This window comes from Pelomonas candidula, assembly GCF_043555985.1.
Lineage (GTDB): Bacteria > Pseudomonadota > Gammaproteobacteria > Burkholderiales > Burkholderiaceae_C > Pelomonas > Pelomonas candidula.
In genome coordinates, this window is record NZ_JBIGIC010000017.1 from 72,455 (window position 1) to 95,064 (window position 22,610).

At 62.9% G+C, this 22,610-nt stretch carries 17 protein-coding genes; 11 read left to right on the top strand and 6 right to left on the bottom strand.

The window, feature by feature from the left end; translation table 11 throughout:
• Positions 1–31: 31 nt before the first annotated feature.
• Positions 32–1,492 (top strand): efflux transporter outer membrane subunit, encoded by a 1,461-nt coding sequence (locus tag ACG04R_RS25385; RefSeq protein WP_394416731.1) that lies wholly within the window; start codon positions 32–34, stop codon positions 1,490–1,492.
• A gap of 290 nt (positions 1,493–1,782) precedes the next feature.
• Here ACG04R_RS25385 and ACG04R_RS25390 read toward each other — a convergent pair whose 3' ends face one another.
• A complete protein-coding gene (locus ACG04R_RS25390; protein ID WP_394416733.1) occupies positions 1,783–2,790 on the bottom strand; it encodes a hypothetical protein in 1,008 nt (335 codons plus the stop codon).
• Between the two features lie 306 nt (positions 2,791–3,096).
• Here ACG04R_RS25390 and ACG04R_RS25395 point away from each other — a divergent pair, with 306 nt between their 5' ends.
• The 5 genes from ACG04R_RS25395 to ACG04R_RS25415 all read left to right on the top strand — a co-directional run bounded on the left by ACG04R_RS25395 (position 3,097) and on the right by ACG04R_RS25415 (position 7,884).
• Positions 3,097–3,219: a rubrivinodin family lasso peptide gene (locus ACG04R_RS25395; protein ID WP_394416735.1), complete on the top strand. Its 123-nt coding sequence runs from the start codon at positions 3,097–3,099 to the stop codon at positions 3,217–3,219.
• 143 nt (positions 3,220–3,362) lie between these two features.
• Positions 3,363–3,488, top strand: a complete 126-nt coding sequence (locus tag ACG04R_RS25400) for a hypothetical protein (protein WP_394416737.1) — start codon at positions 3,363–3,365, stop codon at positions 3,486–3,488.
• Positions 3,485–4,252: a lasso peptide biosynthesis B2 protein gene (locus ACG04R_RS25405; protein ID WP_394416739.1), complete on the top strand. Its 768-nt coding sequence runs from the start codon at positions 3,485–3,487 to the stop codon at positions 4,250–4,252. Before ACG04R_RS25400 ends, ACG04R_RS25405 begins: the two co-directional genes overlap by 4 nt.
• 13 nt (positions 4,253–4,265) lie before the next feature.
• Positions 4,266–6,071, top strand: a complete 1,806-nt coding sequence (locus ACG04R_RS25410) for an asparagine synthase-related protein (protein WP_394416741.1) — start codon at positions 4,266–4,268, stop codon at positions 6,069–6,071.
• A 61-nt stretch (positions 6,072–6,132) separates the two neighbouring features.
• Positions 6,133–7,884 carry an ABC transporter ATP-binding protein gene (locus ACG04R_RS25415; RefSeq protein WP_394416743.1) on the top strand — a complete coding sequence of 584 codons (1,752 nt, stop codon included), beginning with the start codon at positions 6,133–6,135 and terminating at the stop codon, positions 7,882–7,884.
• On the opposite strand, the gene ACG04R_RS25420 is transcribed toward ACG04R_RS25415, so the two are convergent.
• The 5 genes from ACG04R_RS25420 to ACG04R_RS25440 form a co-directional block, all read right to left on the bottom strand.
• Positions 7,881–10,205, bottom strand: a complete 2,325-nt coding sequence (locus ACG04R_RS25420; RefSeq protein ID WP_394416745.1) for a prolyl oligopeptidase family serine peptidase — start codon at positions 10,203–10,205, stop codon at positions 7,881–7,883. The genes ACG04R_RS25415 and ACG04R_RS25420 overlap by 4 nt on opposite strands.
• A gap of 96 nt (positions 10,206–10,301) precedes the next feature.
• Positions 10,302–13,328: a TonB-dependent receptor plug domain-containing protein gene (locus tag ACG04R_RS25425; protein ID WP_394416747.1), complete on the bottom strand. Its 3,027-nt coding sequence runs from the start codon at positions 13,326–13,328 to the stop codon at positions 10,302–10,304.
• A gap of 78 nt (positions 13,329–13,406) precedes the next feature.
• Positions 13,407–14,471, bottom strand: coding sequence for a FecR family protein (locus tag ACG04R_RS25430; RefSeq protein WP_394416749.1), 1,065 nt, complete (start codon positions 14,469–14,471; stop codon positions 13,407–13,409).
• A complete protein-coding gene (locus tag ACG04R_RS25435) occupies positions 14,468–14,953 on the bottom strand; it encodes an RNA polymerase sigma factor (RefSeq protein WP_394416751.1) in 486 nt (161 codons plus the stop codon). Before ACG04R_RS25435 ends, ACG04R_RS25430 begins: the two co-directional genes overlap by 4 nt.
• A gap of 10 nt (positions 14,954–14,963) precedes the next feature.
• Positions 14,964–15,785, bottom strand: coding sequence for a transposase (locus ACG04R_RS25440; RefSeq protein WP_394416753.1), 822 nt, complete (start codon positions 15,783–15,785; stop codon positions 14,964–14,966).
• A gap of 158 nt (positions 15,786–15,943) precedes the next feature.
• Here ACG04R_RS25440 and ACG04R_RS25445 point away from each other — a divergent pair, with 158 nt between their 5' ends.
• The 5 genes from ACG04R_RS25445 (at position 15,944) to ACG04R_RS25465 (ending at position 22,232) form a co-directional block, all read left to right on the top strand.
• A complete protein-coding gene (locus ACG04R_RS25445) occupies positions 15,944–16,195 on the top strand; it encodes a helix-turn-helix domain-containing protein (protein ID WP_394416755.1) in 252 nt (83 codons plus the stop codon).
• Positions 16,196–16,293: 98 nt separating this feature from the next.
• On the top strand, positions 16,294–16,542 hold the full coding sequence (locus tag ACG04R_RS25450; RefSeq protein ID WP_394416757.1) for a helix-turn-helix domain-containing protein: 249 nt from the start codon (positions 16,294–16,296) through the stop codon (positions 16,540–16,542).
• A 652-nt stretch (positions 16,543–17,194) separates the two neighbouring features.
• Positions 17,195–19,378 carry a type I secretion system permease/ATPase gene (locus tag ACG04R_RS25455; RefSeq protein ID WP_394416777.1) on the top strand — a complete coding sequence of 728 codons (2,184 nt, stop codon included), beginning with the start codon at positions 17,195–17,197 and terminating at the stop codon, positions 19,376–19,378.
• Positions 19,375–20,838: an HlyD family type I secretion periplasmic adaptor subunit gene (locus tag ACG04R_RS25460; protein WP_394416759.1), complete on the top strand. Its 1,464-nt coding sequence runs from the start codon at positions 19,375–19,377 to the stop codon at positions 20,836–20,838. The genes ACG04R_RS25455 and ACG04R_RS25460 overlap by 4 nt, the downstream gene beginning before the upstream one ends.
• Before the next feature lie 323 nt (positions 20,839–21,161).
• Positions 21,162–22,232 (top strand): hypothetical protein, encoded by a 1,071-nt coding sequence (locus tag ACG04R_RS25465; RefSeq protein ID WP_394416761.1) that lies wholly within the window; start codon positions 21,162–21,164, stop codon positions 22,230–22,232.
• Positions 22,233–22,610: the final 378 nt, after the last annotated feature.

Below are 22,610 nucleotides of genomic sequence, written 5' to 3' on the forward strand. Positions count from 1 at the left end.
ATTATGGTCACAATCGCTAAAGGATGAGCCCATGTCCACTCGCCCAGTTCTTGTCGCCACCCTCCTCGTCGCCAGCCTGACCGGCTGCGCCGTGGGTCCGACCTACAGCCGCCCCACCGCACCCATCCCCGAACGTTTTCAGGGTCAGGCCGCGGTGGATCGCCGACCGGCCACCGGCAATGCCGATCTTGCCGAATGGTGGGCGGCCTTCGACGACGCCCAACTGGCGCGGCTGGTGAGGATCGCGTTGGAGCAGAACCTCGACCTGGCGCAGGCGACGGCCAGGGTGAGCCAGGCACGATCAGCTGTTGGTCTGGCAAATGCCGCGTTGCTTCCGTCGGGCAACGTCGGCACTCAGGCTGCGAGGGCCTACCAATCGGTGGAAACGCCGTTGGGCCGCGTGCTGAATTCCAACCCGAATTTCGACCGCTCGGGAAGTTCCTATGAGACCAACGTAAGCGCGGGCTGGGAACTCGATGTGTTCGGCGGTCTGCGGCGCGGCAAGGAAGCGGCACAGGCCGATTACCAGGCGTCGGAAGCAGGCGCCATCGCTGTGCGCCTCGTGGCGGCTGCCCAGACCGCTGATGTCTACGTGAGCATCCGCGGCCTGCAGACTCGCCTGGCAATCGCTCATCGGCAGGTCGAGACCCAGCAGGACCTGCTCGACAAGGTCAAGCTGCTGTACGGCAAGGGGCTCGCCGCGGAGATGCAAGTCCATCAGGTCGAGGGTGCCCTTGCGCAAGTCCGTGCGTCTGTCCCCGTTCTGCGGGCCGGACTGTCGACCGCCATGAACGCGTTGGATGTACTCCTAGGCGCACTGCCTGGCACCTATAGCGCCGCACTGGCGGAAGGCGGCGGCATCCCTGCCGCGCCACAGATCGGCGCTTCGGGATCCCCGGCCGAACTACTACGGCGCCGCCCGGACCTGATTGCGGCCGAGCGCCGCCTGGCCGCGTCGAACGCCCGCATTGGCGTCGCCGTTGCCGAGTACTTCCCAAAGCTCTCCTTGAGCGGCTTGATCGGCAGCGCCACCTCCGTCTCCAGCGGGGACCTCTTCACGGGCGGCGCCAGCCAGGCCGCCGGGGTGCTCGGCCTGAGGTGGCGGCTCTTCGATTTCGGCCGCATCGATGCACAGATCGAGCAGGCGAAGGGCCAGGAAGCCGAACTGCTGGCCGGCTATCGCCTCGCCGCTCTCAGGGCAACCGAAGACGTCGAGAACGCGTTCTCGACCCTCGTCAACAGGGAGGTGCAGGTGGCCGAGCTGACGCAAGGTGTCGAGTCGCTCACGCGCGCGCGCGCCGCGACGTACGCCGCCTATCAGAAGGGCGTCGTCAGCCTGATAGAGGTCCTTCAGGCCGATGAAAACCTGTTGAGGGCTTCCGACGCCCGCGCTCAGGCGGAAACGGAGGCGGCTCGGGCTGCGATTTCCTCGTTCAAAGCTTTGGGTGGTGGCTGGCAGCCTGACGCACGATACGCAGCAGCATTGCCATAGGACGCCATTTCGCCAGCAGGAGTCCGGAGCAGTTGTTTGCCTGGCATGTCCGATGATCTCGAAGTAAGCAACTCGCAACGGGCGGCGTGACTGGCCCACGGCTGCTCGCAGAATAGACCTGCCGTTTCGATAATCCGCTTTAGGTGTTCTGCAGCGTGTCGATGGCGTGCCACGGACAGCGCCGACGGGCTTGCGTGTAAGCCTTCAAAATCGCCCGACGGTCCCCATTTCGAAGCCGTTCGGAGGCGTTGAACGGTTGACATGCCGCTGTATGAGGACGACAGCAATATTCACGTGCCGTCCCCGGCCTCGAGCTTGTGAGCCAGCAGAGCAATGGCCTCTCGAACAATCCTGTCTGGCGGCGTGGCGAGGATCGTCTTGTCCGCAGGCCTTTTGCGAATCGCAGCCATCTGCTCGCTGAGAGTCGCCTTGGCCCGCTTGAAGTGGCGCGCCGCGTACGACGCCGGACACAGGCCGATTTGAACTGCCAGGCAGGCAACAAGCGCGCGGCCTCGCGACGCAAGAAATCCCCGGCCCTCGGCGAGCAACGGTCCGGGTTCGATGCCTAGCCGGGTTGCCACCCAGAGCTCCACCAACTCAAGGGCCCCATCGATGCTCTTGCTCGCGCTGGCCGCGACGAGCGCCGCCGCAGGTCCCTTGACGTGCCTCGCCACGGCGCCTGCGGCACCGGCCGTCCCCCTGGCGGAGACAAGTCCCTTTCCCAGTTCCCACTGCAACGTCTCGAGGTCCGTCGGTCGGCTCGCCAGCGCTCGACGAAGAGCGATTCGCCCGAGCGGCGCGCTCTCGCCGAGGAGTTCGAGCAAAGCGTTGACATGAAGACCCTCGCTCAGGCTCAGCCCCAGGATGGGTCGCAGGGCCGCAAACACGTAGTTCGACGGAACGGCGCTTCGACTCAACGACACCGGTCGCCAGGCCAGCATTCGGACCTCGCTGCACAGCGCGTCAACATCGCTGATCCACTGTGCCTTGTATCGATCCATGAAGACTGCGCCAGATGTTCCGTCCACCTGGCGAACCCGCTTGGCAATCATGTTAGACAGCCCATTGCCGAGCGCTGCGGCAGAGTCATCGTTCTGGAGCAGCGACAACAGATGGATCTCCCTGGGCAATATGACGTAGTAGAGGAGCTGGCGGCCCTGCGACTCATGGGCGCCAATGAGTCGCGTGCGAATTTGTCGGGCGAGCCAGGCGTGGGCGACCAGGTCACGTCCGACCACGGCTTGCCAGTAGATGTGCCAGACCTTTGCAGCCTCGCCGCCAAAGATGGATCGATCCATATCTTTAAGACGGACGGGACGCGCAAATTTCCCCCCTCTTTTTTCAGCGCGGCCGATTTCGTTCGGCTTTCGACTCTGCTAACGACCTTTCCGAACGAGCACGGCCACGTTGGCCCATCCGGCCCCATGCGGCCGATCGGCTGCAGCGCCAATGCTGGCGCCAGCCTCCTCCTACTACGCCCGACCGAACTCGAAATCGACTTTGGACAAAGCGCTTTGAGCTGACCCACACGCTCTCTATCTTTGAGCCGCCAAAGGTGAACACCGATGGCATCCGTGTCCTCAACTCAACTGAAGGAGAACGTCATGAACGACGAACTGCAACTGGAGGTGGTCGACCTGGGCGACGCCAAGGAAGAAACGAAGGGCGTCGAGAAGGCCCAGTACCCGGAGCCCAACGAGCTCCTGCCGTTCCGGGACATCCCCTGAGCCTGCCTGGCGTGTAGCCATGAGCTGCGCGCCAGCGCCGGGGCGGCGCCGTGAACACGAGACTGCGCCGCCCCTTGACGCATTGCGCCTCAATGCCGCCACTCCAGCTGTATGGCTGCCAGCACGCTCTGAAGGAAAGGACCATGAGCGATGACGGTTCCCTCGACATTGGCGAGCTCGGAGACGCCAAGCCGCTCACCCCGGACGATGTTCAGCGCCCGCTCGCCAAGCCAGGCGATGTGCTGCCCCTGCGTCGAACCTGGTCTTGATCCCCGCGAAGCTGAAGGGAAATGACGTGTCGCCGAACGCCGTCCAGCCCGCAACGTACCGGCTCGCAGACCACGTGCGCGCGTGCCGGATCGATGGGCAGGTGATCTTGTTGGACCTGCGACGCAACAAGTACCAGGGCGTGGGCGGCACAGGAGCCGCCTCCGTGTCAGACGTCGTCATCGACTGGCCCGGCGGCGACATCCAGTCGCCCCGGCAGTCTTCATCCGACCACGCCGCCTCCGTGAAGGCCCTGGTCTCGATGCTGTCCAGCAACGCCATGTTGACGCGCGCTGATCGCGCGCCACCGGTGCGGCAGCAACTCAGCGAACCGCTCGAAAGCTGGCACCCCAGCGATACCGCAGCCCTGCCGAGTCGCAACTGGCGAGACGTTTTGCGACTTGGCTTGTCGGCCGCGACAACAGCCTACTGGCTGCGACGGCACTCTCTGGCCCAGATCGCCAGCAACGTCATGCGCCTGCGCGGACGCGCCCACGGCTCCGTCGTGTCCGGGGTCGGCGCGCTGGAACGCGAGGTTTCGGCGTACATGCGCGTCCGGCCCTTCGTCCTCACGGCACGCGACCAATGCCTGCACGATTCGCTGACGCTGATTCGGTTCCTCGCGGCGCGGGCACTGTTCCCAAGCTGGGTCATCGGTGTGCGGACACGGCCCTTCGCCGCGCATTCTTGGGTACAGAGCGGCAACACCGTGTTGAACGACCTGCACGAGAACGTCCGGGCCTTTCACCCCATCCTGGTCGTCTGAGCGGAGCCGGATCATGTTTCGCTACGTCGCCTTCGGCTGGAACTTGGCCAGCCAGGAGCAGTCAGGAGCCGCAAGGCGCCTCGATCAGGTGATCGGCGCCGATGGCCGCTGGCAGAGTGCGTTCAAGCGGTCCAACCTGCGTGTCTACGTGACGGGCACAACCCTCGGCGTCAACGATGTCTACCTGCTGCCGCGCGATCAGGGCGCCATCCTGGGCCATCTGTTCCGGCGCCATGACGCAACGCCTCTGGGGCCGGCTGAGATCGAGCTCTCAACGCTCGAGGCCGAACGCATCGTGCATTCGGACGGACGTTCGCTCGTCGATGATTTCTGGGGGCGCTACATCGCCTTCCTGCCATCCCGGACCGGCGAGCCTCGCGTGCTCCGTGATCCTACGGGCACCCTTCCCTGCTTTCGCATCGAGACGCAGGGGCTGAGCATCTTCTCCTCGGAACTCGAGGACGTGCTCTCGCTACTGGACATACCGCCGCCACCCGTGGACTGGAACGCCGTCACGGCCCACCTCCTGCTCGGCCGCATCGGCGGCCGAGAGACTGCCCTGGAGGGCATCTCTCAGCACCTGGGTGGTGAACTCGCATCGATGCTGCCGGCCAACGGCAAGGCGCTCCCACTGTGGCACGCGGTCAACATTGCGGGTCGCGCTGCAACGGTCGATCCGGCCGACGCCGCGCGACGGCTGCGCGAGGCGACGGCGCGCTGCGTGCAGAGCTGGGCGGCCTGCTACCCAGCCATCCTCCTGCGGCTGTCGGGCGGTGTGGACTCCTCGATCGTGCTCGGAAACCTCTGTCCGGCTGCCGCGCCGGAGCGCGTGACCTGCCTCAACTACCACTCACCCGGCTCGGATAGCGATGAACGCGCGTACGCCCGTCTGGCTGCGCAGCGCGCCGGCACCGCCCTCGTGGAGCGCCCTCTTGATGAAGGTTTTCAGTTGGAGGACTTGCTGAATGCCGTCCGCACACCTTGCCCTGCGCACTACATCGGCGGCATGGGGTCACGGAACATGGATGTCGAGGTGGCCTTGGCCCATGGAGCCAGCGCCATCTTCACAGGCACCGCCGGCGACCAGACCTTCTACGAATTCCCTCGCACGTGGCCGGCTGCAGACTACCTGAAGGACCATGGCTGGGACCTCGACTTCATCCGGGTGGCGCTTGATTCCGCGCAACTGGGCCGCGTGTCGTTCTGGGCATCGGTGCGCCAGGCGATCACGGACCGCTCGTTTCGCGGGCGCCCTGGGACGGGGGCGGGCAGCCATCTGACGTTGATGGCCTCGGAGGCCAAGGAGCACGCCGCTCGCACCGTGCATCGGTTCGTGCACCCCGGCCTGCTGGATGCCGCCGACCTGCCCATTGGCAAGTTTCACCAGGTGAGCGCGCTGATCCACTCGCTCGACTATCACAACCCGTACAGGAACGAGGCGTCGCCCGAGTTGGTTCATCCCCTCGCATCGCAACCATTGCTGGAAGTGAGCCTCGAAACTCCCACCTATGTCCTGACCCGGGGCGGCCGGGGCCGCGCGCTTGCGCGTCGTGCCTTCGCAGACGTCCTTCCGTCGGCCATCGCGGCGCGACGCTCCAAAGGCGGCATGGAGTCCTATGCCGTGACAGCCCTTCAGCGCAATCTGGATTTCGCACGCGAGCTGCTGCTGGATGGGCAACTGGTCCGGCGCGGGCTTCTGGACCGCAAGCGCGTGTCATCGGCGCTGTCTGATCGGCCTTCAGCCAATGCCGCCTACGTCGCCGAGGTGCATACGTGTATCGCCACCGAGCTCTGGGTGCAGCGCATGACAACGCGCTGACCACGGATCGGCCATCAGCTCGCCCATCATGCCGCGCCCTGCCACACTTCGGTCCGCACTGATGATCATCAGCGCGCAAGCCGATCGCACCTTGCTCTTGAGCCTGGGGATCACGGTGCTCCTGGTCGGTCTCTCGGGCGCTCTGGCTGCCGCATCACCGCTCGCGCTGAAACACCTCATCGACGCCGCGGCGGCCACGGCACCCACGGGTAGCCTGGACACCGCCGGAGAAGTCCTGCGAAACGGCGCCGTGTACCTGATGGTGCTGGCAGGAGGCCGCGTGGCTGCCGACGTGCGGCCACTGGTGATCGGAAAGATCGAGCAGACCGTGGCGGCGGGGCTGAGGCAACGATTCTTCGAGCATCTGCTGCGGCTGCCGATGGCCTACCTGATCCACCGCCGCAGCGGAGAGGTTCAGCACAGTGTCGACTTGGCAACCGCCGGCAGCCAGCTGATCATCTCTCACGTCGCGAACAGCCTGACACCCGTCCTCATCGAGCTTGCGGGCATGGCGGTGATCCTGTCCGGCTTGAAGCAACCCGCGCTCGTCATCGGCTTCGCCGTGACTGCCATGATGTACCTGATCGTGTTCTCACTGAGCGCGCGCTGGTACATGGAGCATGCGCGCGAGGTGTCCGAGGCCAGCCTGGACGTACACGCCCAGATCGGCGAAGCCATCGACAACGTCGAAACGCTCCGATGCTTCTCGGCGGGCCCGCAGGCCGAAGAAGCGCTCAAGCACGCGTCGACACGTCTGACTGCCCGATGGATCAAGTTCCATCGGTTCACCGTCGGCACGGGGCTGGCGGCCACGATGATCTTTGCCTTGGCGATGACGGGATGCCTGTCCGTCACCACGCATGCCGTAGCGGCAGGAACCATGACCGTCGGCGGGTTCGTGCTGGCGACCGTTTACCTGTTGCAGATGGTCCGCCCACTCGAGGTTCTCGGCTCCGCCAGCAGGGATCTTTCCCGGGCCCTCGGCTTCATGCGGCCGCTGCTCGACATCCTGGCCGAGCCGCCCGAGGCAGACACAGTGCCGCCATCGACAGAGCCAGCGGCAAACTCGACGTCGGCGCCCTCCATCCGACTTGAGAACATCCATTTCGGCTATGCGCCCGCCCAGCCCGTGCTGCAAGGCCTCGACATCGAGTTTGCGGCCGGTCGTACGACCGCCATCGTCAGCCGAAGCGGCGCCGGCAAGTCCTCACTCATCCGCCTACTGCTGCGCCTGTACGTCCCACAGGGAGGACGCATCCTGCTCGGCGGGCGTCCCATCGATGCGCTGGCGGTGGCGAACCTGAGGGCGCACATTGGGCTGGTGGCCCAGGAGTGCGCCTTGCTGCACACGACCGCAGCCCGCAATATCGCGCTCGGCCTGCCTGAGGCCACGCGACAGGATGTCGAAGAGGCCGCCCGGCGCGCTGAGCTGCACGACGTGATCACCGCACTGCCATCGGGATACGACACCGTCCTGGGCGAACGGGGGCAAACACTCTCCGGCGGTGAGCGACAGCGCCTGGCCATCGCTCGCGCCGTGATACGGCGTCCGCTGATCTACCTCCTCGACGAGCCGACCTCGATGCTGGACACCGCCACGGAAGCGGCCGTCATGCGGACACTGCGGCAGGTAACGTCAGGATGCACGACGATCCTCGTTGCCCACCGCCTTGCAGCGACGATGCATGCGGACGAGATTGTCGTGCTGGAGGGAGGCCGGATACGGGAGCGCGGACGGCACGACGACCTCGTCGAGAAGTGCGGCCTGTATGCCCAGCTGTGGCATCAGCAGACCGCCCGTGTGGACAGCTAGCCGCGACTGGCCTCCCGCTCACATCGAGGCAACTTGTCGTTTGCAGCCTTCATCGTCTCCATCTGCCGCCAGGCGTCGTACTGGGCCTGCAGGGACGCGGACGTCTCGCCCGCGAGGAACGGCTCGGTGCGACTCTCGCCCTTGAGCCAGAACCGGAACCAGTCCACATTGCCCTGCAGCGAGACCATGCGTTCGCTCGGCGTCGACAGCGAATGCGCGCCGCCTGGGATCAGCACCATCTCGACGGGCTTGAACTGCCGCCTGAGCAACGCATAGATGTCGTAGTTGCTGTACAGCGGCACACCATAGGACTCGATCCGCAGCGCCGTGTTCACGCAATCCGTGTTCAGCGCAGGATCGTTGCGCAACCAATTTGCACGGCCTGGCCCGAACGGCAGGCCTTCGTTCACGCTCTCGAACCATGCCCACGCGGAGTCCGTGAATCCGTAGGTCATCGTGAAGAAGAACTGGGTATTCGCGTCGCCGTCGGCCAGGGTGGCTGCACGAATCGGCAGGTCGGAGAACGTCACCAGGTTGAGGACTCGCTCGCCCGTCGTGCTCCAGCCGATGATCCCCACGCGCGCAGGATCGACGCGGCCCTCCTTGACCAATGCGTCTACCGCGCCGCGCACGCCCTCATTGAAGAGCCGAAACAACGACTGGTCGGGCGCAATGCGAGCGTCCGGGGAGCTCTTTCCCATTGCCAGCACCAGGAAGCCCTCCCGCAAAAAGGCACGGCCGGCAAAGGCGCTCGTGCCGTTGCGCGATGACGCGTTCGGCCCTTGCAGATAGAAGTTGTCGGGCGAGTAGGCATACGTCTCGATGATGAGCGGGAGCCGCTTCGACGCGCCCCCCTCCTCGCCCCCCATCAAGCCCCCTCGCCACTCGCGTCCCTTGGCGTCACGCCACGTGTAGGTCCTCATCACGCCCCAGGTCGCGGCATCGAATTGCGGGTTCAGCGTGGTCAGGCGAATTGACCGGTCGGCAGGGCCGTCTGCGACGATATCGGGCGGCTCGTTGAGGCTTTCGCGGACGCGCAAGGTCCAGGCCGAAGATGACGCTTCGCTGCCCTGTCCCGCGATCTCCCGCCACCCGGCCCCATCACGTCGGAATTCTCGACGTCGAGCGCCGTCGATCACCGCAAAGCCTTCGCGGCGCGGCAGCAGTCGATCCAACCTGTTTGCCAACTTCGCGACGACCGTCCAGCGACCGGTGTCCGGCCAGTACTCGATGACGTGGGACGCGGTCGATGTGTTGCCGCCCACGCCCAAGGGCAGATGGGTGCCGGCCAGGACGACCGACGTGCCACCGCCCTGCCAGACATGGTCCGGCCGCTCCTGGAAGCCGGCCGGCTGCGAATCGTCAGGCGCATCCACCACAGTCTGTTCCAGGCCGTCATCCAGCCGCCAGACCGTCTTGCGCCGGGCGGACTGCACTCTCGAGCCGGAGTAGTACCGCAGGGGATCGTTGCGGACTGCCGGCCCGTAGGCCGCGATGATCTCCGCGACCATCGGGTACTGCCGGCTCCAGTCGAGTGTTCTCTGCGGCTCGTAGCGCGGCAGGAGCGCCCAGCGGCCATCGGGCGAGATGCTCACCTGCGGCGGCGCCAGGTTCGCCATGAAGAACGGCTCTCCCAGCGCACGGGGCTGTGTCGCGCCCGCGTCCGCGACGAAGAAGCCGTACTTGCGGATCTGGCTCGCCAGGCGGTTCTGTCCGAACTTGGCGCTCCACACCGACTGGTCCGCCATCACGAAGCTGCGGGCGCCAGCCTTCAACGGCGGGTTGGGAACCTGAGCCGCGTACAGCACGCGCCTCAGATCGGCCGAAGCCGCGAACGACACGATGGGCGTGGTCGCCCACGTGAGTTGTTGAAGGTCGTGGGTCAGGAGGTCGAGCCGGTAGACCTGCTCCTGGCCGTCCTTCAGGCGGCCCATGAACACCAGCGTCTTGTCGTCCCACCAGCGGACGCGGTCAATGGCCGGATCGCCGAAGTTGTAGTCCTGGTCGGACTCGAACGAGAACACCAACTCCGGGGCCCGTGCCTCCCCTGACGCCAGCACGTCGGACGAGATATCCAGCAACCGGATCTCGTACCGGTTCCTGTCACTGGCGACATTGGCCTTGCGGGTCACGAAGAAGGCGCGGGTGCCGTCGGGGGAGACCTGCTGGCGCAGCGACTCCGAGTTGTTGTTGCGAGGCTGAACAAAGGCCGTGAACTCCACGACATCGCGGACGGTCGGTCCATCGGCCGCACACGCGCCTACCGCGGTGAGCATGCCGAGGAGGCCCGCGAGCAGCGGGGCGAGAAGGGGAAACTGCATAGGAACTTTCAGGCATGGCGCCGCCCACCCGCCGACTGGCGGCAGGGCAGCGCGTGAGGGAATGGCCGGCGAGACGCCGGCCGGGGGACCGAGGGGCTACCAGTCCAGCGAGAGCCGGGCCGCGGCGTAGCGGCCGCGCCAATCACCCTGGGTGACGTCGAAGTCCGGCGATCCGGGCACGAACTGCGGATCACGGTCCGTGACGTTGGCGATGCTCACCGCCAGGGTGGCGGCCTTGAAGCCCGGCAGGACATTCGGCAGCAGCTTGCGCAGGTTGAGGCTGCCGGCAAGGTCGTGCAGCCAGAAGGTGCCGAGCTGCCGGGTACTGGTGCCAGCGTCCAGGTATCTGCCGAGGTAGCGGCTCGTCATGCCCAAGCTCCAGGCACCTCCGTCGATGCCAAGCGACAGCCGCCCCTTCCACTGCGGGGCCCAGTAGTCGGTGAAGCGGCGCCCGAGGCGGTCCACTTCGGGGGCACCGGCCGTGACCACGACGCGGTACTTGTTGACACGCGTGGCACCGGCGCCGGCCGTCACGCGGCCGAGCGCAGTCTTCCAGACGTAGGCGACATCTGCATCGGTGCCGGCCGTGTCCACGCGGCCGACGTTGACCTCGGTGTTCTTGACGCTGAGCACCACGCCGGGCTGTCCGTCCACGGAAGGCCCGCGGGTGACAAGGTATGGGAAGAGGCTCTCGTAGTTGAGCGCCGACTGGGAGTTCAGCACGGCGATCATGCCGCGGATACGCAGTTGCCAGTAGGTGGCGCTGAAGCGGGTCCCCAGCCCACCCTCTGGTTCCCAGACTGCACCAATGTTGCGCGACTGGCCGCGCTCGGGGCGGAGTTCCGTGTTCGTCGTGCGCACGACGGTGCCGGACGTGATGGGCTCGTTGTTGCGGGCAGGGTCGACCAGGCGGGAGCTCACGGCTGACCTCGAGACGTCCACCACATGTGTCTGCAGCAGCGTCGGCGGCTTGAAGGAGCCGGCTGCCGAGCCACGGATCAACAGGCTGTGCAACGGACGCACCTCAATGCCGCCTTGGAAGGTACTGGCGGCACCGAAGTCGCTGTAGCGGTCGCGGCGCCCGGCCAGTGTGACGGCAGCCATGTCCCAGGTGTTGCGCCCGCCTTCGCCACCACTCAACAGCGGTGCGCGGACTTCCCCATAGATCGCGGAGCTGCTGCGCGTGCCATGAGCCTCGGACGACTGGGATGGGATGGACATGTCGTACGCATCTCGCACCGCCTCGGCGCCGACGATGGCATCCACCGAACCTGCCCACAACCGGCCCACGCTGCCGCGAACAATGCCACTGACTTGGTCCTTGCGGCCGCTGTCACGACGGACCGTGTCGGACCAGATGCCGTGCAGCACCTCGTCATTGGCCGCACGTCCCGACGTGAAAAGGTTGATCCCTGACGCCGGATTGGTCGAGGCCAGCGCGGCATCCAGTGCGGTCGCACTGCGGCTGTCCATCCAGCTCTGCGCGCCGCCGTGGTCACGACTCGTGGAGACGGTCAACTCGGCTTCCCAGTCACCGGCCAGTTCGCCCTTCACGCCTACCAGGGCACGCGTGAATCGACCTTGGCGAGAGTAGCCCTGCGAGCCGTTCTCCCCGCCCAACGCGGCCGTGACCCGAACGTCCACGCCGAAGGGGTTGAAGGGATTCGCGCCTGGCACCAGCACGTTGGTCAAAGGCAGGCCATTCCCCGGCGCGTACATGCGGTCCTTGGTCAGCGTCAGCTCACCGAACACCGCCCAGCTGCCCGCGAGTTGGTGCTCAGCCTGCGAATGCAACGCGAAGGTCTCGGCGCCATGGACGAGCGCCACCCCTCCCCCGGTCGCATAGAGATTGCAGAGGTTCTGCGTGCCCGCCGTTGCCTGGAAGTCCGAGATGCGCAGCGTCTGTCCCACCGCCACCTTCGGGATGGCCGCCACGCTGGCGGTCAGCCCGGGCAGGTTCGATCCGTTCGCGCTGCGCACGGTGCCTGGCGCGCAGTAGGTCAGGCGCTCGTCGTCGCCGCCGAACCGCCGGTAGTCCGCATCCAGGAAGAAGGCGCGGTCCAGCATCGTCAGCGGTGAGGAGCGGCTGTATGAGCCCATCACGAGGTAGCTGCTTCCGGCGGACCGGCCGCCCGTCGCCAGTGAGATGTTGCCGTCTCCGAAGCCACGGCCCGCACCGATGCGCATCGTGAGCGACTGGCCATCCACGGCCTTCTTCAGGATCACGTTGACGACACCGGCCAGCGCATCTCCACCGTAGACCGCCGACGAGCCCGACGGGACGACCTCGATCCGGTCGATGGCGGCCATCGGGATGAGGTTGAGGTTGAAGACCGCTCCGGTCGATGAACCGACGGCTTCCACCTTCCGCCCGTTGATCAACACGAGTGTGGAGCCCAGCGGCAGGCCGCGCAGCTGCACGGTGCCCTGCCCGAATGTTCGGCTGACGCCCCCCTCCCCGGCCGATGTCGAGACTTCCGTCAGGCCGGCCAGGAAACGCTGCAGATTGGGCTGTCCGCTCTTTTCGATGTCCTTCGACGTGTAGATGTTGACCGGTGCCGGCCCTTCCGCGTCGACGCGCCGCAGCCGCGACCCGGTGACCTCGACACGTGTGATCTGTTCGATACGCCCCTCGCCATCGGTCCCCGCGCGACCTGCGGTGCGCGTTTCGTCGTCGTTGGCGGATGCCTGCAAGCCGGCAGGCTGAAAAGTAGCGCTGGTCCGGACCGGCGCCGGCCCGCTGCTGGCGGGAACTGCCGGGGCCGCAGCCGGCAGTGCAGCGGGCCGCACGATCACCGCACCATCGCGCGCCACCTGCAATTCAAGACCTGACCCTTGGATGGCCGCCCCGATGGCCTCCACGCCTGACAGGTTTCCTGAGACCGCTTTCGCCGTCCGGCCTGCGGTGACGCGCGCGTCGAAGATCACAGACGTGCCCGTGACCCGCGAAATCGCGCGCAGCGCATCGCCCATGTCCTGCGCGGGCTGTTCGATCTGGTAACGCACCACCAGCGTAGGCTCGGCGGCATCGACCGCACCGAAGCCGATGAGAAGCGATATCGCGATCGGGATGGGACGCCAAAGCGCTTGTCGGCGTTCTTTGGCATTCGGCTTTTCGAGCATCTCGTACCCTTTTCTGTAGTTGTCGGAGTGACAACAAGAAGACGGGTTTGTCGATAGGCAAATTGCCCCGTGATTGCCCTATCGGATTTTCTCGAGGTCGATTCGTCCGCTGCTTTCGCGGACCTTCAGGCCATACAACATCGCAACGGCATTGGCAAAAGCGGCGTTGTCGCCAGTCTTGTAGACCCCGCTGATGAGGTGTTTTTCCTCCAGCACGTCGTTGGACAACGCGATTTTTGTTCGGCTGTAGCGGTTGAACTCGGCAATGGCATCGGCGAGCGGCGTCGCATCGAACGATGCCTCGTGGCGCTGCCAGGCCAGCGCACGCTCCATGTTCGGGTGGTCCATCTTCGACTCGACGCCCGCTGACGACTGACGGGCGTCGTACTGCACGGTCAGGCGGTCCCCTGGCTTGAGCGCAACGGCTGCTTGAGGACGCAAGCTATCCCCCCCCCCGGTCGCCGGCCGTACGTTCACCTGGCCCTCGACAAGCGTCACGGTGAGCGCGTCTTCCTTCCGAGGACCATCCTCCAGGCGGACCGAGAAGACTGTGCCGACGGCAACCACTTCGCTGCCGGCCACCCGGACCACGAAGGGCCGCGAGGAATCCTTCGCGACCTCGAACAGGGCCTCGCCCGCGTTGACCTCGACAGTCCGCTGCTTTGGCCCGAAGTCCACGCGCGCCTGGGTCGCCGTGTTCAACAGCATCCGCGTGCCGTCGGCCAGCATCACCGAGCGAAGCTCACCAGTCGCTGTGACGTAGTGATCTCGCTCCCGCCATTGCTGCAACCCGACCACACCGGCCGTCACGAACACGCCCAATGCAGCCGCGCCAGCCCAGCGCCATGCTGCGCTCCGCGCCTGCTTGGCCTTGCGCTCTTCGCGTTCGCTGGCCTCCGCGAATGCCCGCGCCGCCTGAGTGCCCGGGATCGCCTGCCAGATGTCCGTCATCTTCTCGAACGCCTCACGGTGGGACGGCGAGAGGGCCTGCCAAGCGCGGAAGTCCTCTTCCATCTCCTGGCTGCGGTCAGGCCCATGAAGACTCGCGATCCACGCCGCGGCCTCCGCGGCGATTTCAGGCGTGACCTTCACCCGCCCACCGGAGCCCTGATGATCGTCAGCGCCTGATTCGGGATGGCTCATGGGTACCAGCCATGCATCCAGCCAGCGATCTTGAACATGGCCGTCGACACCTGGTAGTGCACCGTGCTGCCATTCACCCCATGCTTGCGCGCGATCTCCTCGAACGTCATCCCGTGCACGTGGTACTGCAACACCATCTGGCGCGTGCGCTCGTCGAGCCGCCCCAGGCAAACATCCATACGCTCGATGCATTCACGCCCCAGAACGCCGGCTTCAAGGCTGGGCTGCGGGTCGACAATCTCGACCTCCTCTGGCTGCACCTCGTCGCCACGGGTTGCCTTGACGCGGTGCGCATCGATGGACAGGTTGTATGCCGTTCGCATGAACAGTGCCTTCGGGTTGTCGACGCGGTTCTTCTTCGCGAAGTCCATCAAGCGGATGCACGCATCCTGCATGAAGTCCTCCGCGTCCTGCGCCGAGCGTCCATGCCTCATCAGCATGGCCTTCGTTTCGGAGAATACCTTCCGCCAGTCGATGTTCATGGCATCACCCTCAGGCCAACACAGGAGCGCCATAGGCACCGCCCGACACCGGCGCATAGCGGCCGGACTGCAACACCAGTGCCTCGCGCGCCAGCTGCTTGGCTTCCGCCTCTCGCCGAAGCTGAAGATCAGCGCGCAACAGCCCGTCAACAACAAAGTCGAACGCTTCGACGGAGTCGACGAACGGGCCATGCCGAGAGATCGCCTTCATCAGGCGCTGCTGCATCCCGATGGCGGTCCGGTCGACCGAACGGACAAGCTGCCGGTACGGTTCAGGCAGCGCAAAGAGCTGCCGAAATGCTGCTACGGATCCGCTCCATCGCTCCAGGATTCCCGGGTATTTTTGGCGCAAGCCTTCACTTGAAATTCCGGGCTGTAAGACCGTGGCCGGAACCCCGCTCGGCTCGCCGAGCATGCTCCGCATTTCGCTGGACATGGCGGCACGGTGCCGTGGCTTCACGGAGCTGAGCGCGGACGCCAAATCTTGTTCGATGGACGGGTACAGCGCAGACATCCTGAAAGTCGCCAGGAAAGCCGCCTCGGCGCCTCTGAGATCGCCAAGGCCGCAGCGAACGAATTCGACGCCACGGTCGGAAAGATCGCCGAACACTGCAGGCATCGTTGCGGTCTCGCCGTTCAAATTCCATGCGCCCAATATTTCGCATTCGCCCCTGATCAGGCTGCCGAACGCCCAACAAATCGCTCGGTTTTCAGCCTGTTGCCCTTTGAGGGGAGGTGCTGAAAACGTGCTGAACACAACCGCGGCATACCGCCGACAAAGCGTGCGGCGCAGCCATCTTTCTCGCTGCACGCTGGGGTCAAGAGTCTTCATCGCACTGCTCCTCAACCTGGATCGCAAGTGGGCGTGGTCAGCATCGTCCTTGGTGTGAAGGAGTCAGTTGCTACGGCGTCCTAAACATTAGTCGCCGACTTCATTTTGTACCACATATGAGGGTGCACATATGCGCACAAATTTCGACATTCCAATGAATGAGGGGAGAGCAAGACGCCCGTGTTGTTAAGGCAGCGGCAGCTGAGATCAAGGCGCGCCGAGGACACCTCGATATCAGCCAGGAAGAACTTGCCCATCGGGCCGACGTTCATCGGTCTTTCGTTGCGAAGGTCGAAGTGGGCAAGTCGCAGCCGTCACTAGCAGTCCTTGTAAGAATCGCTGGTGCCCTGGAGATAGACGCGGAGGAGTTGGTCAGCTCGATTCTCAAGCGCTGCAAGCGCGGGCCGTAGACCACCGCAAGGCTCCCTGCGGAGCATCAGCATGCAGCGTTCATTTTGTACCCGATATGCGGGTGCATATATAGGATGAGAAACCGACATTCCCCAGAATGGGGAAAGAGCACGACGAACGCATAGTCAAGGCTGCAGCAGCAGAGATCAAATGGCGTCGTGGGCGCATTGACATCAATCAGGAAGAATTGGCGCATCGCGCTGAGGTTCATCGCTCGTACATTGCCAGACTCGAAGTCGGTAGTTCACAACCTACTCTTGCGGTGCTGGTTCGTATCGCTGCAGCGCTCGAGACGGACGCCGCGGAACTCATTGGCGCCATCGTTAGACGCAGTAAGCGCGGGTAACACCGCGCATTGCACGGTTCGCCGTGGAAGCCCCTGACATTCCGCCGTTCCTGGCCGACCTGATTCGGTAGGCCCCTTACATCAAGGTGCATACATAGCCTGGCGGCGGCATAGCGTGCAAATGCGCAGGCGAGATCACAACAGGCTGGCCTGAGACGTTCACGGTTCTGGACCGAGGGACCGCAACGGCGAAAACCGGTCGTTGACGGCTGCCGGCCGTGATCAGCAATTTCTCGCACGAATTGGTCGCGCGTAGCGGACCGAATAGATCGCTCTCGACAATGTCTCACAGCGCGTCTGGGGGGCGTCTTCGACGCGTTGACTCAAACGCCGAGTAATCCGATCAGACCGGTTGCCCCCCCCAACAGCGATGCGACCGTGTTGTACTCCAGGAACTGTCGCATCGTGTCTTATGCCCATCTATCGGCTGGAGAGGAGAGCCTGGCGCCCCCCCGGGGATCTATCGCACGCGATTCGATCAAAAGAATGATTGATTTTCGGCAAGGGTTGAAAACACCTAACTATCAATCTGATTGCAGCTACATTCGTTCGGCAAAAAAACTTAACGCCGGTCAAGAGTCATCAGGCACGGCACTATGTGGGGAGGCAAAGAGTGGGTGGGCAAGTCCAGGGTCACGGTCCAGGTGCTGACCTGCTCGGCGAATGGCAGAGGAAAAATGAGACTGGGCAGCGAACATGCGTGTTAAATGCGTTGTGCGTCGTCGCCAGGCTTCACCACATCGCAGCGGAGCCACATTCAATTAGGCATGAGCTCGGCCTAGGCGCTTCTGAACCAGTCAGCGAGCGAGATCTTCTGACCGCAGCCCAGCGCATTGGGTTGAGGGCCAAGAGGTCGCACTCAACGTTAGAGCGGCTGAACCTCGTGCCTTTACCGGCCGTCGCCACCCTTCGTGATGGTCGCATGGTTGTCCTGGCGCAATGCGACGGCCAGCGCGTTCTCTTCGTTGACCCAACTCCTGTTGACAGTGTGCGCGCCGCACCTCCCACTATCGAGCCGTTAAAAGTGTTTGCCGAGCATTGGACCGGCGATCTGATACTTTTTGCCAGCCGAGCAAGCTTGGTCGGGGCTCTCGCAAAGTTTGACTTTTCCTGGTTCTTTCCCAGCATCGTCAAACACAGAAAGTTGCTGGGCGAGGTCCTGTTGGTCTCCTTATTTCTCCAGCTATTCGCGCTGGCATCGCCACTGTTCTTCCAGGTGGTGATGGACAAAGTGCTCGTGCACAAGGGGGCAACGACGCTAGACGTCATTGTTATCGGCTTGACCGTGATCATGCTCTTCGAAAGCGTGCTCACTGTATTGCGCGCTTATGTTTTTAGCCACACCACTAGCCGCATCGACGTCGAACTGGGTGCTCGGCTGTTCCGCCATCTGCTCAACCTGCCGCTTGCGTACTTCCAGGCTCGCCGGGTTGGGGATTCGGTTGCGCGCGTTCGTGAATTGGAGAACATTCGTCAATTCCTCACCGGCAATGCGTTGACGTTGGTGCTGGACGTAGTTTTCTCGTTGATCTTTATCGCGGTGATGTTCGCCTATAGCGTGCCGCTGACGCTAATTGTGCTGGCGTCACTACCACTCTACCTAATGCTCAGCTTGAGCATCGTCCCTGTCCTGCGTGGCCGCCTGAACGAAAAGTTTGCGCGCAGCGCTGAAAACCAGTCGCTGCTGGTGGAAACCGTCACTGGTATCCAGACTGTCAAGGCAAGCGCACTGGAGCCCCAAATGGCCCGCCGTTGGGACGAGCAACTCGCTGCCTATGTCAGTGCGTCCCTTCGAACCCAGACGCTTGCTCAATACGGCCATGAAGGCATTAACCTGATCGGCAAGATCGTCAACGCTGCCACGCTCTGGTACGGTGCGCACTTGGTCATGGACAGCCAGCTCAGCGTGGGCATGTTCATCGCGTTCAACATGTTCGCCGGACGTGTCGCGCAACCCATCATGCGTATCGCGCAGATGTGGACCGACTTTCAACAGACCGGTCTGTCGATGGAGAGACTGGGTGACATCCTGAACACTCGGAACGAACTGCCACCGCGAAGCGTCAGCGCGCTGCCGTATCTGCACGGGCGAGTCACGCTCGACGCACTGACCTTCCGTTACCGCCCGGAAGCGCAACCAGTGCTTCATGGTGTCAGCCTTGATGTCCACTCTGGGGAAATCATCGGCATCGTCGGTCGCAGTGGCTCCGGCAAGAGCACTCTAACTAAGCTCATACAGCGGCTGTACGTTCCGGAGAGCGGCCGAGTCTTGGTTGACGGGCACGACATCGCTTTGATCGATGCCGCACAGCTACGTCGTCAGATCGGTGTCGTGCTGCAAGAGAACATGCTCTTCAACCGCACTGTGCGAGAGAACATCGCCATCGCGGATCCGGCGGCGCCGTTGGATGCCGTCGTTCACGCTGCCAAGCTTTCTGGCGCTCATGAGTTCATCACCGAGCTGCCACAGGGCTACGACACCATCGTCGGCGAGCAGGGCAGCAGCCTCTCAGGAGGCCAGCGCCAACGCATTGCCATCGCGCGGGCACTCTTCAGTCAGCCTCGCATCCTTATCTTCGACGAGGCAACCAGTGCACTCGACTATGAGAGCGAGGCCATCATCCAGAAGAACATGCGCGCCATCTGCCAGGGGCGCACAGTCTTCATCATCGCCCACCGGCTTAGCGCCGTGCGCCATGCGAACCGCATCATTTCGATGGACAAGGGACGCATCGTCGAGATGGGCAGCCATGACCAGCTGCTGGCCAACCCCAAGGGCCTCTATGCGCACCTGTGGCGCATGCAGGCCGGCAACACGGCGGAGGCCACGGCATGAACGCGACCACCGCCCCGATCAAGCCGGAAGTCGCCGACACCCCACGTTATCCACTCCTTGACCTACTAGGCCGCTACCGCGCCGTCTTCAAGGCGGCCTGGGACCGCCGCGACGAACTCGCCGGCCCGAAGCGCATGCTCGACGAGCAAGCCTTTTTGCCCGCAGCTATCTCGTTGCAGGAAACGCCGCCACATCCCGCGCCCCGCCGGGCCATCATCGCCATCTGCGCACTCTTCACCATCGCGCTGCTATGGGCGTGCATTGGCCAAATCGATATCGTGTCTATAGCGCAAGGCCGCATAGTCGTCAGCCAGCGCAGCAAAACCATTCAGCCGCTGGACACAAGCGTCGTCAAGGCGATTCATGTGAAGGACGGCGACAGGGTGAAGGTAGGCGACCTCCTCATCGAACTGGACAGCACCCTGACTTCGGCTGACAGCGCCAGGGTCTCTGAGGAGCGCAGCGCATCGACGGCAGAGGCGCTGCGTAGCCAAGCACTGCTTACTGCGCTGAGCAAAGACAGCACGCCTGCAGTCGACCAAGGCATATTTGCTGGCCTGAGCGCGTCTGATCGCGCGAACGTCGAAATTCAGCTGCAAAGTGAGTGGGCGGATATCAGCGCCAAGCTGATGAGGTATGCGGCTGAGCTTGCAAGGCGCAAAGCTGAGATTGCAACCGCGGAGCAACTCGTCGCGAAGTTGCAGACGACGCTACCGTTGGCTCAGCAGCGCGAGAAGGACTTCAAGTCACTGACCGATCAAGGATTCGTTGCGCATCACGCTGGGCAGGATCGCACCCGTGAGCGCATCGAGTTGGAACGCGACTTAGCAACGTCGCAGGCGCGCCTGGAGGAGGCAAAGGCATCTCTGCTTGAAGCCGAGCAAGGTTTGAATGCTTATCGCGCCGAGACTCTCCGTGCGCTGAAGGACCGTGAATCTCAAGCCGGCTTGAAATCGCGTCAGCTAGCAATGGAGGGCACGAAGGCCGACAAGCGCAACGAGCTGACCCGGCTGGTCGCGCCGGTGGCCGGCACGGTCCAGCAGTTGGCCATTCATACGGCAGGGGGCGTCGTCACGCCAGCGCAGGTGCTGCTGGTCCTTGTCCCGGACGACGGCGCGGTTACCGCTGAAGTGGTGCTGGAGAACAAGGACATCGGGTTTGTTAAAGCAGGCCAAGTCGCGACGATCAAGCTGGAGACCTTCCCGTACACCCGGTACGGCATGGTTGAGGCGAAGGTTGAAAGTATCACCGCAGACGCAGTCCAGGACGAAAAACGAGGTGCAATTTTCCCTGCCATATTGGTGCTAAAAAAACCTTCCATCGAAGTTGAGGGCAAGCAGATAAAGCTCGTTCCGGGCATGAACCTCACTGCCGAGATAAAAACTGGCACACGTTCGGCAATCGATTATATCTTGAGTCCATTCAAGAAACATGCCCATGAAAGTTTTGTCGAGCGCTAGATTGTTTATCGATATTTCGAGTCATTTTGTGGATATGTGTTTTGGTGCATTTTCTGGCGTTAATTAATTGAGCTGCTGAATTCACTGTGAATACCTTAAAAATTTTCTTGACTCTATTCTTAATTGCTGCGATTGCAATTGACCTACTAATTGCAATATATGTGGGATTTAAGGTTGCAACCAGCCCATTGGGAGGATTTAAATCTAAGGACAAAACATGGTTGATATCAATCATTGGGCGAGGAAAGCATAGGGCGATAGTTGTGTTCCTGTTAGTCCAACTTGTCGTTTTGTTCGCATACAAACTGTCTTGAGGTTAAAATATGGCTAATATTGTTGATTTCGCTGTGGTTATTATAACGACCGCGGATGGTGCGGCCACTTTGAACTCATCGAACGGCGACTTGGCGGGCGATCTGGCGGTATTCGCGTCCGGCGCTTCCATCGCATCCAGCGTAGCGTCTTTCACGCCGTTGGGTGCGTTTATTTCTGCACCGGCAGCATTTGTTGCCACCGCTTTCAAGGTGGCAATCGACATTGACGACGGCCGAGGCATCGCGCCGGGAGACGTTTTCTCGCTGGCTGGTTCGGCAATTGGATTCGTAGGCGCGTCCGTCGCAATTACGGCGGGAGCGCCTATTTCCCTAACGGTTGCGGCGCTCGGCCTTGCTCTTGCGAGCGCGGGCGCAGTCGCAAACGCAATCGATGCATCTGGGGGATTCGGTGCATTCGTAAATGATGTGAGTACGGCCATCAGCAGTTTGACTGGGGGACCGTCAGGTGGAGGAGGTGGCGGTGGAGGGGGTGGCGGTGTAGGGGGCGAACCGTCGCAATACGATCCAACGGGTGTTATTTACAGTGGTGGATATAATCCTGAAGGAGTTTGGGAGCATCACTGGTATGACGACGGGAATGGCTCGACTACCGACCCATTTGCTGACTGGGATATCCCGGCATATGAGGTCCAGGTTTCGGAGGAGCGGTATTTCTTTAACGGTCAGCCCCACATGCGTTGGAAGTATGATATCTATAATGCGCATGACTACAAGATAGGCGAGCGCGAGTATAGTACTGAGGAGCAGCAGGCTCTTCGCGCGCCCCGAGTAGAGATCTCGGGAAATGCCGATATCAGCGTCACGTCTGCTAGCAATATGGACGCAGGCAAGGAACGCACCGACTCCAGTCGAAGTGAGTTTGAGTCACTCAACCTCGATCAGGCAAAGTATGTGCAAGATGTTCGTCCAAATAGCAGTGTCGCCGTCCTCAACACTGCTGATTCCCTCATTTCAGCAATGGCTTCATTCACTGCGGGTGGTGATGCCGCATTGAGCGGAGATCAGCTCGCTTCAATGGCAATGGTTCGCCCAGCAGATCTGTACGCCTCTATTGTCTAGATCAATCAATAATTGGCAGCATCTCGGCCTAGATAATTATTGGTATTTGCGTTCAGATTCTCTAGGGATATAGATTTCACGAGTTGAAGCACAAAGGCTGCGAGGGCATGGGCTACTTGCCCTCGCAAGCGGCAGCCTGATCAGAAGCAGACTTACGAATACGGCGCGCTTCGAAACTGCACGATCCGCGCCACGTCCATCCCTTCGCGACAAGTTGTCGAATCAGCGTACGGGCAGCCGCGGATTGGCTTCTCGGCGGGCCGTCTAGAGCCAGTCGAGCGCCGCAAATTGATGGCCAGCCGCTAGGGCGTGAGCGTCTGGCTATCCCTTGGATGACTTTGCTCGTGTAGAGAAAAAGGCGATTAAGTTGGCAATCGA

What these genes read in the sequence shown, in the direction of transcription:
- ACG04R_RS25385 (WP_394416731.1), top strand. Translation starts at nt 32, where the DNA reads ATGTCCACTCGCCCAGTTCTTGTCGCCACCCTCCTCGTCGCCAGCCTG.
- ACG04R_RS25390 (WP_394416733.1), bottom strand. Translation starts at nt 2,790, where the DNA reads ATGGATCGATCCATCTTTGGCGGCGAGGCTGCAAAGGTCTGGCACATC.
- ACG04R_RS25395 (WP_394416735.1), top strand. Translation starts at nt 3,097, where the DNA reads ATGAACGACGAACTGCAACTGGAGGTGGTCGACCTGGGCGACGCCAAG.
- ACG04R_RS25400 (WP_394416737.1), top strand. Translation starts at nt 3,363, where the DNA reads ATGAGCGATGACGGTTCCCTCGACATTGGCGAGCTCGGAGACGCCAAG.
- ACG04R_RS25410 (WP_394416741.1), top strand. Translation starts at nt 4,266, where the DNA reads ATGTTTCGCTACGTCGCCTTCGGCTGGAACTTGGCCAGCCAGGAGCAG.
- ACG04R_RS25415 (WP_394416743.1), top strand. Translation starts at nt 6,133, where the DNA reads ATGATCATCAGCGCGCAAGCCGATCGCACCTTGCTCTTGAGCCTGGGG.
- ACG04R_RS25420 (WP_394416745.1), bottom strand. Translation starts at nt 10,205, where the DNA reads ATGCAGTTTCCCCTTCTCGCCCCGCTGCTCGCGGGCCTCCTCGGCATG.
- ACG04R_RS25425 (WP_394416747.1), bottom strand. Translation starts at nt 13,328, where the DNA reads ATGCTCGAAAAGCCGAATGCCAAAGAACGCCGACAAGCGCTTTGGCGT.
- ACG04R_RS25430 (WP_394416749.1), bottom strand. Translation starts at nt 14,471, where the DNA reads ATGAGCCATCCCGAATCAGGCGCTGACGATCATCAGGGCTCCGGTGGG.
- ACG04R_RS25435 (WP_394416751.1), bottom strand. Translation starts at nt 14,953, where the DNA reads ATGAACATCGACTGGCGGAAGGTATTCTCCGAAACGAAGGCCATGCTG.
- ACG04R_RS25440 (WP_394416753.1), bottom strand. Translation starts at nt 15,785, where the DNA reads ATGAAGACTCTTGACCCCAGCGTGCAGCGAGAAAGATGGCTGCGCCGC.
- ACG04R_RS25445 (WP_394416755.1), top strand. Translation starts at nt 15,944, where the DNA reads ATGAGGGGAGAGCAAGACGCCCGTGTTGTTAAGGCAGCGGCAGCTGAG.
- ACG04R_RS25450 (WP_394416757.1), top strand. Translation starts at nt 16,294, where the DNA reads ATGGGGAAAGAGCACGACGAACGCATAGTCAAGGCTGCAGCAGCAGAG.
- ACG04R_RS25460 (WP_394416759.1), top strand. Translation starts at nt 19,375, where the DNA reads ATGAACGCGACCACCGCCCCGATCAAGCCGGAAGTCGCCGACACCCCA.
- ACG04R_RS25465 (WP_394416761.1), top strand. Translation starts at nt 21,162, where the DNA reads ATGGCTAATATTGTTGATTTCGCTGTGGTTATTATAACGACCGCGGAT.